Origin of the sequence: Sphingorhabdus sp., from assembly GCF_044357595.1 — a bacterium.
Lineage (GTDB): Bacteria > Pseudomonadota > Alphaproteobacteria > Sphingomonadales > Sphingomonadaceae > Sphingorhabdus_B.
Window position 1 is genome coordinate 26,005 of the sequence record NZ_JBIKPH010000011.1, and the last position, 6,409, is coordinate 32,413.

Sequence of the window (6,409 nt, forward strand, 5' to 3'; positions counted from 1 at the left end):
ACAAAATGCGTTGTAATTTTATTACAAAGCTTATGACCCTCTTCTTAAGCTTAAACAAGTCACATCCGTAACTTGTTGCGAGGATTATTTCTCCTGTGTAGCGTCGCGCAGAACTTACAGGTTTTGGAGAGTTAAGTGGATAAACGGCTTACATTGTGGATTTTGGCAGGAATGATCCTGGGCGTGGCAGTTGGTTACACTGTCCATCAAAATTTCGCACCTGACAGCACGCAATTCGAATATCTGACAAAGACATTCAAACTGCTCTCCGATATTTTCCTTAATCTCATAAAGCTGCTCGTCGCACCGCTGATCCTGTCAACGATCGTTGTCGGTATCACGCACATGGGGGACAGTTCAGCTTTGGGACGTATCGGGTTCCGCGCGATTACTTGGTTTATCATCGCGAGCTTCATCTCCATTGGTCTTGGTTTGTTGATGGTCAATATATTCCAGCCTGGTATCGGCGCGCCTGTCGATACCATTTCCAATGCCGCGGCTACGATAGGCGAAGTCAAGAAGCTTGATTTCTGGGAATTCATCCTATCGATTTTCCCGAAAAATGCCTTTGAAGCTATGGCAACGAACAATATTTTGCAGATTTTAGTGTTCGCTTTATTTGCTGGAATCGCGCTTTCGGCGCTGGGCGAGAAAGGTGCGCCATTGGTTCGTGGTGCAGAGGCACTGGCTGAAATGATGCTGCAAATCACGCATTATGTCATGCGCTTCGCGCCAATCGCCGTATTTGGCGCACTTGCGGCAGTTGTGTCAAAAAGTGGTCTCGCGATCCTTGCGACCTACCTAGAACTGGTGACAGAATTTTATCTGTCGCTTGCCTTGTTGTGGACCATCCTGCTTTCGATTGGCGCGATTTTCCTTGGACGGCGGATTTGGACACTCATCCGCTACATCCGCGAGCCCATGCTCATCGCATTTTCCACCGCATCAAGCGAGGCCGCGCTGCCTAAACTGTTCGAACAGCTTGATCGTTTCGGTGTTCCGCGCCGGATATCTGGCTTCATGCTGCCGCTTGGCTACAGCTTCAACCTTGATGGTTCGATGATGTATATGAGCTTTGCAACGATCTTTATCGCGCAAGCCTATGGCATTGATCTGCCCATCGGGACGCAAATCCTAATCCTGCTTACGCTGATGATTTCATCGAAGGGCGTTGCCGCTGTACCGCGCGCATCTTTGGTGGTCATCACGGGCACTTTAGCGATGTTCGACCTCCCGGTGGAGGGCGTTGCCCTTATCCTCGCCATTGACCAGTTCCTTGATATGGGCCGGACCGCGACGAACGTTGTCGGCAACGCAGTAGCAACGTCAGTCATCACAAAGTGGGAAGGCATGCTTGAGGTAGAGGAGCCAGAATATCAGGAAACGCCGCATGCGCCATCTCACACCGCTGCTGGTGGCAAGGCGGGGTTAGACCTCGCCAGCAATAAGGCCACTAAAGCGCGAAAGACAAAAGTTTAAGCGGGGTGCTTGTGTCCAAGCAAGGTGCCCTTGGCGCCTTTACTGTCGAGCGTGAATTCCATGTTGCGCTGTTCTTTGCGCCAGCGCCGCGCAACGACCCGTTCACCGGGGCGTGCTGCATCATCTAGCAAAATCCGGCCCCCGGGACGGATACGCGGAAACAGGCTTGATGCCGCACCGCGCACATGCGGATGAAGCGCCCATGGCGGTCCGTCGATGATAAGTAGGTCAATTTCTGCTGGGACGTCGGACAGCTGATACCAATGACCTGGCCATCCTGCTGGCGGCGCGCCCAGTGGTGCATGACGAATTTCGACCGCCATGTTGTTGTCGTGGATCCAGCCTTGCGTGGTTTTGGCAAACGCAGCGTGCTGATCATAACTGACAAGCTTGCCACCGCCAAACAACTGCAAAGCGCGCGCCGCCACAAAGGTAGACGCGCCGCAGCCAAGTTCGACAACCTGTTCCGGACGCATTTCTTCAATTGCCGAGACGATGTGCCATAAAAAATGGGTGTCGGCTTTCCAGCTTCCCAAATTGGGCAGCGCATCAAGCGGCAGGTCGAGATAGGTAAGAAGCGCCGCTTTATCTTTCTTGCGTCCGCCATCGAGGCTGCGCAACAACCAAGGCCACTGAATGGCACCATAAGCCATGACCATGAAACGATCCCCCAATGACAGGTTAAGATCCAAATCATTGAGAGGCATATACGCCGTCGTTTCGCGAGTTGTCATTCTGCCCCCAGAGCCGTCCCACACGCAACAGTCAATGACAGACTTGTGGGACTAACTGATTATCTAAACCTTCCTATAGTCACACCCGATTATAATGACCGTTTCATGAACCCTCCAAGCCTTTGACAATGTCAAAATTTATTCCATAACGAAGACAGAGGAGAAGGCAGTCATGAACGAAGGCCAAAAGGCACCCCCTGCAACGCATAAGGTTACAAATCCTAGACTGCTGCTGTGGGTATTGATGATCGTTTATGTACTGAACTTTCTCGATCGACAGATCGTGAACATACTTGCCGAACCCATCAGTCGCGATCTCGGCCTTTCGGACACCCAAATCGGTCTGCTGACTGGGCTTGCTTTCGCGCTTTTTTACACGCTTCTGGGTATCCCGATTGCGCGCTATGCCGATAATAGCGGAACCAACCGCGTAGGCCTCATATCAATATCTCTGGCGGTTTGGTCGGCTATGACCGCGTTGTGCGGATTAGCGCAAAACTTCGCACAGCTTGCACTCGCCAGAGTAGGTGTTGGTGTTGGCGAGGCGGGATGCACGCCAGCGGCACATTCGCTTATCACCGACAGCGTGCCTGCCGAAAAAAGATCGTCCGCCATCGCTTTTTATGGACTGGGCATACCCATTGGCAGCTTATTGGGCCTCGTCATCGGCGGCGTATTGAACGATGCATATGGCTGGCGCGTGGCATTCATGGTGGTCGCCATTCCAGGTTTGATATTGGCCGCATTGTTGCCCTTCATATTGCGGGAGCCCCGCAAGGCTGAGGCAGCAGCGCGCGCTTTGTCAGGCGAAAAAGCCCGTGAGGTCCTCTCCACAAAAGAAGCGTTGAAGGAAGTTTTTAGCTCGCGCGCCTTTATCATGTTGGCCGTCGCCGCATCATTCACGGCGTTTTTGTCCTACGGAAAAAGCGTTTGGGCGGTCATTTTGTTCATCCGTTCCCATGGCCTAAGCCCTGGTGAAACAGGGTTGCTGCTTGGGCTTGTTTTGGGTGTCGCTGGCATGATTGGTACATGGCTTGGCGGCATGATGGCCGACAAATTTGGCAAGATGGACAAGCGCCATGTGCTGACTACCCCCGCTATAGGTATGTTCATCGCCGCGCCGATCCTGTTCCTTGGCTATTTTGCAACCGACTGGCGCGTGGCGATTTTGTTGTTGGTCGTGCCAACGGCTTTGAATGCAGCCTATTATGGCCCGACCTACGCCTGTGTTCAGGGGTTGGTAAAACCAGAGGCCCGCGCGATCGCCGCAGCAGTAATGCTGTTCGCCCAAAACCTGATTGGCCTTGGCCTTGGGCCATTGTTGTTTGGCATCATGTCGGACGCTTTCAAGCCCTATGCCGGCGATGAAAGCGTCCGATGGGTGCTGTATGGCGCAGCGTGGCTTGGCCTAATCCCCGCCTTTTTCTTCTGGCGGGCAAGCTTGCGGCTTAAGGCTGAACTAAAAAGCGGTTAGTCGGCGAAAGGATCGCGCACCAAGATGGTATCTTCGCGTTGCGGGGAGGTTGATACCAACGCCACAGGTGTCTCGATCAATTCCTGCACACGCGAGATATATTTAATCGCTTGAGCAGGCAGATCGGCCCAACTGCGCGCGCCGGCCGTCGTCTCCTGCCAACCGGGCATCTCTTCGTAAATGGGCTCCACGGCGGCTTGATCTGCGGCATGCGCTGGCAGATAGTCATAGACCTTGCCGTTCAGTCGGTAACCAGTGCAAATCTTGATCGTGTCAAAACCATCAAGCACGTCCAGCTTGGTCAGCGCAATACCGGTCACACCGGACACAGCGCAGCTTTGGCGCACGATAACCGCATCAAACCAGCCACAGCGGCGCTTTCGGCCTGTGACAGTGCCAAATTCATGACCGCGCTCACCAAGCCGCTGGCCGGTTTCATCCTCAAGCTCGGTCGGGAATGGCCCTGACCCGACGCGCGTGGTGTAAGCCTTAACGATACCCAACACAAAGCCCGCCGCGCTTGGGCCAAGGCCGGAGCCGGAGGCGGCCGTGCCGGAAACAGTATTGGACGAAGTGACGAACGGATAAGTGCCATGGTCCACGTCGAGCAAGACGCCCTGGGCGCCTTCGAACAATATCCGTGCCCCTGCCTTGCGCACTTTATTTAAGCGCCTCCACACGGGCTCGGCATATTCCAGAACAAAGGGAGCGATATCTTTCAAATCGGCAATCAGGCGGGCGCGATCCACTGGCGGCTCGCCAAATCCGGCACGCAAGGCATCATGGTGCGCACAAAGCCGGTTAAGCTGGGCATCCAAGGCATCCAGATGGGCAAGGTCGCACACACGAATCGCGCGGCGACCCACCTTGTCTTCATAGGCAGGGCCAATACCGCGGCCTGTGGTGCCGATCTTGCCCGAACCTGCTGCAGTCTCGCGCAACCCGTCAAGGTCACGGTGGATCGGCAAGATCAATGCGCAGTTATCTGCAAGCGCGAAATTCTCGGTCGTTATCGAAACGCCCTGCCCGCGCAGCTTTACCATTTCATCACGCAACGCCCATGGGTCAAGGACGACCCCGTTGCCGATAATCGACAGCGTGCCGGTGACTATGCCCGAAGGCAGCAACGATAATTTATAAACATTTTCGCCAACGACCAAAGTGTGGCCGGCATTATGCCCGCCTTGAAAGCGGACAACGGCGTCAGCACGTTCTGCCAGCCAATCTACGATCTTGCCTTTACCCTCGTCGCCCCACTGAGCGCCAATTACGGTTACATTCGCCATCAGATATTTCCTGTCAAAGCCAGATAGCTCTGGGGCCTTTTTCTGCGCAGGACGTTTTTCCTGCGAAGGGATTCGCCGTACGATCCGTTATGATTATGTGGCGCTTGCGTCCACCCCAAAGCTGCGTTGAAGGAAATTTCAGACGGGGATGGCTTGACCATTGGTCCATTTGTGGGTGCAGCCCAACAAAACGGCGTCGTCATTTTCATCCAACGCGGCGACAGTTATCCAACCGTCGCTGCGTAGTTTTGCACCCGTGGAAGCATCTGTGCCAAAGGCCAAGAAAATCCGCTGGACAACGCCTTCGTCTGCCAGATCAATCAATGGGTCGGGATAGAGCGAGAAACCCGTTGCCGGTTCCGAAGGTCCATCGGCACGATCAATATAATAAGTGCCACCACGACCAAGCGCCGCGCTGTACCCCTTGGCGAAAATCGTAAATCCAAACCAGCTTTGATATTCAAAGCCATGCCGTTCAGTGGGATCCAACGTCACATTCGCGCGGCCAGCCACGGTGCTTGCAATGGCTTCCAACGCATGAATACGCGATGCCAATGCGCCGCCTGCGTCAATCGCGCGGAGTTTCTCCACCGCTTCTGCAAATGGGCCCGTTGCGGCGAGCAATGGCAGATAGGCCTCGGCGCCAAGCGCGCTCAGCCCGCCTGCATCCTTCATATCCAATTCCGACCGCACAGCGTCGATTTTGTCAGCGGGCAAGGGCAAAGCCTTTTCCGCAAGCCGTTCCACCAAGTCGGGCAAGGTAAAATCAATGGTGATGTCTTTCACACCGGCCGCTTCAAGCGCATCAATGGCCATACCAACAATTTCGCAAGCCGCGGCTACGCTATCATTGCCAACCAACTCCGCGCCCAATTGCGTGAGTTCACGTTCGGGACGCAGTTGCTTGGCCCGTAGACGCAGAACCTGACCATGATAGGCCAAGCGCAGCGGTCGCGATGCATCCTTCATCCGCGTCGTGGCTATGCGTCCGACTTGAACAGTAATGTCCCCGCGCAGCGCCAGGGTGTGGCCCGACACTGGGTCGGTAAACCGCAGATGCTGATTACGGGCGGCGTCACCACTATGTTTGGCAAGCACCGATTCAAATTCCGCCATTGCCGGGGCAACACGGGCGTAGCCATTGCTCACCAACACATCGATCATCGCACGGGACACCCGCGCCGCAACCTCCGCTTGGGGAGGAAGTCGGTCGCGGAAGCCTTCGGGCAATAAGTTAGACGGAATATTCATGTGCGCTCTTTACCCCAAAACGCCTTGCGGGGAAGCCCCCAGCTTAGGGTCAGGACCCTAAAACTTGAGCGCCTTTACAGTTTTCACACCGGGAAGCGACCCAAGCTGCTTCAGGACAGCTTCGGGGATCGCCGCGTCCATCGTGAGCAACAGAACTGCTTCGCCACCGGCGCTGCGACGGCCAA

The 6,409-nt window shown here is 55.0% G+C and carries 5 protein-coding genes; 2 read left to right on the forward strand and 3 right to left on the reverse strand.

Annotated features, from left to right (window positions below; translation table 11 throughout):
* Positions 1-135: 135 nt before the first annotated feature.
* On the forward strand, positions 136-1,479 hold the full coding sequence (locus ACIQ2T_RS02995) for a dicarboxylate/amino acid:cation symporter (RefSeq protein WP_397589503.1): 1,344 nt from the start codon (positions 136-138) through the stop codon (positions 1,477-1,479).
* Here the strand turns inward: ACIQ2T_RS02995 and ACIQ2T_RS03000 are convergent.
* Positions 1,476-2,213 carry a class I SAM-dependent methyltransferase gene (locus ACIQ2T_RS03000; RefSeq protein ID WP_397589504.1) on the reverse strand — a complete coding sequence of 246 codons (738 nt, stop codon included), beginning with the start codon at positions 2,211-2,213 and terminating at the stop codon, positions 1,476-1,478. The genes ACIQ2T_RS02995 and ACIQ2T_RS03000 overlap by 4 nt on opposite strands.
* Before the next feature lie 172 nt (positions 2,214-2,385).
* On the opposite strand from ACIQ2T_RS03000, the gene ACIQ2T_RS03005 reads away from it, so the two are divergent.
* Positions 2,386-3,687, forward strand: a complete 1,302-nt coding sequence (locus tag ACIQ2T_RS03005) for a spinster family MFS transporter (protein ID WP_397589505.1) — start codon at positions 2,386-2,388, stop codon at positions 3,685-3,687.
* On the opposite strand, the gene ACIQ2T_RS03010 is transcribed toward ACIQ2T_RS03005, so the two are convergent.
* Both ACIQ2T_RS03010 and ACIQ2T_RS03015 read right to left on the reverse strand, forming a co-directional pair.
* Entirely contained in the window at positions 3,684-4,973 is a 1,290-nt protein-coding gene (locus tag ACIQ2T_RS03010; RefSeq protein WP_397589506.1) for an adenylosuccinate synthase, read from the reverse strand. The two genes, ACIQ2T_RS03005 and ACIQ2T_RS03010, sit on opposite strands and share 4 nt — an antisense overlap.
* A gap of 138 nt (positions 4,974-5,111) precedes the next feature.
* Positions 5,112-6,224 carry an ATP phosphoribosyltransferase regulatory subunit gene (locus tag ACIQ2T_RS03015; protein WP_397589507.1) on the reverse strand — a complete coding sequence of 371 codons (1,113 nt, stop codon included), beginning with the start codon at positions 6,222-6,224 and terminating at the stop codon, positions 5,112-5,114.
* Positions 6,225-6,409: the final 185 nt, after the last annotated feature.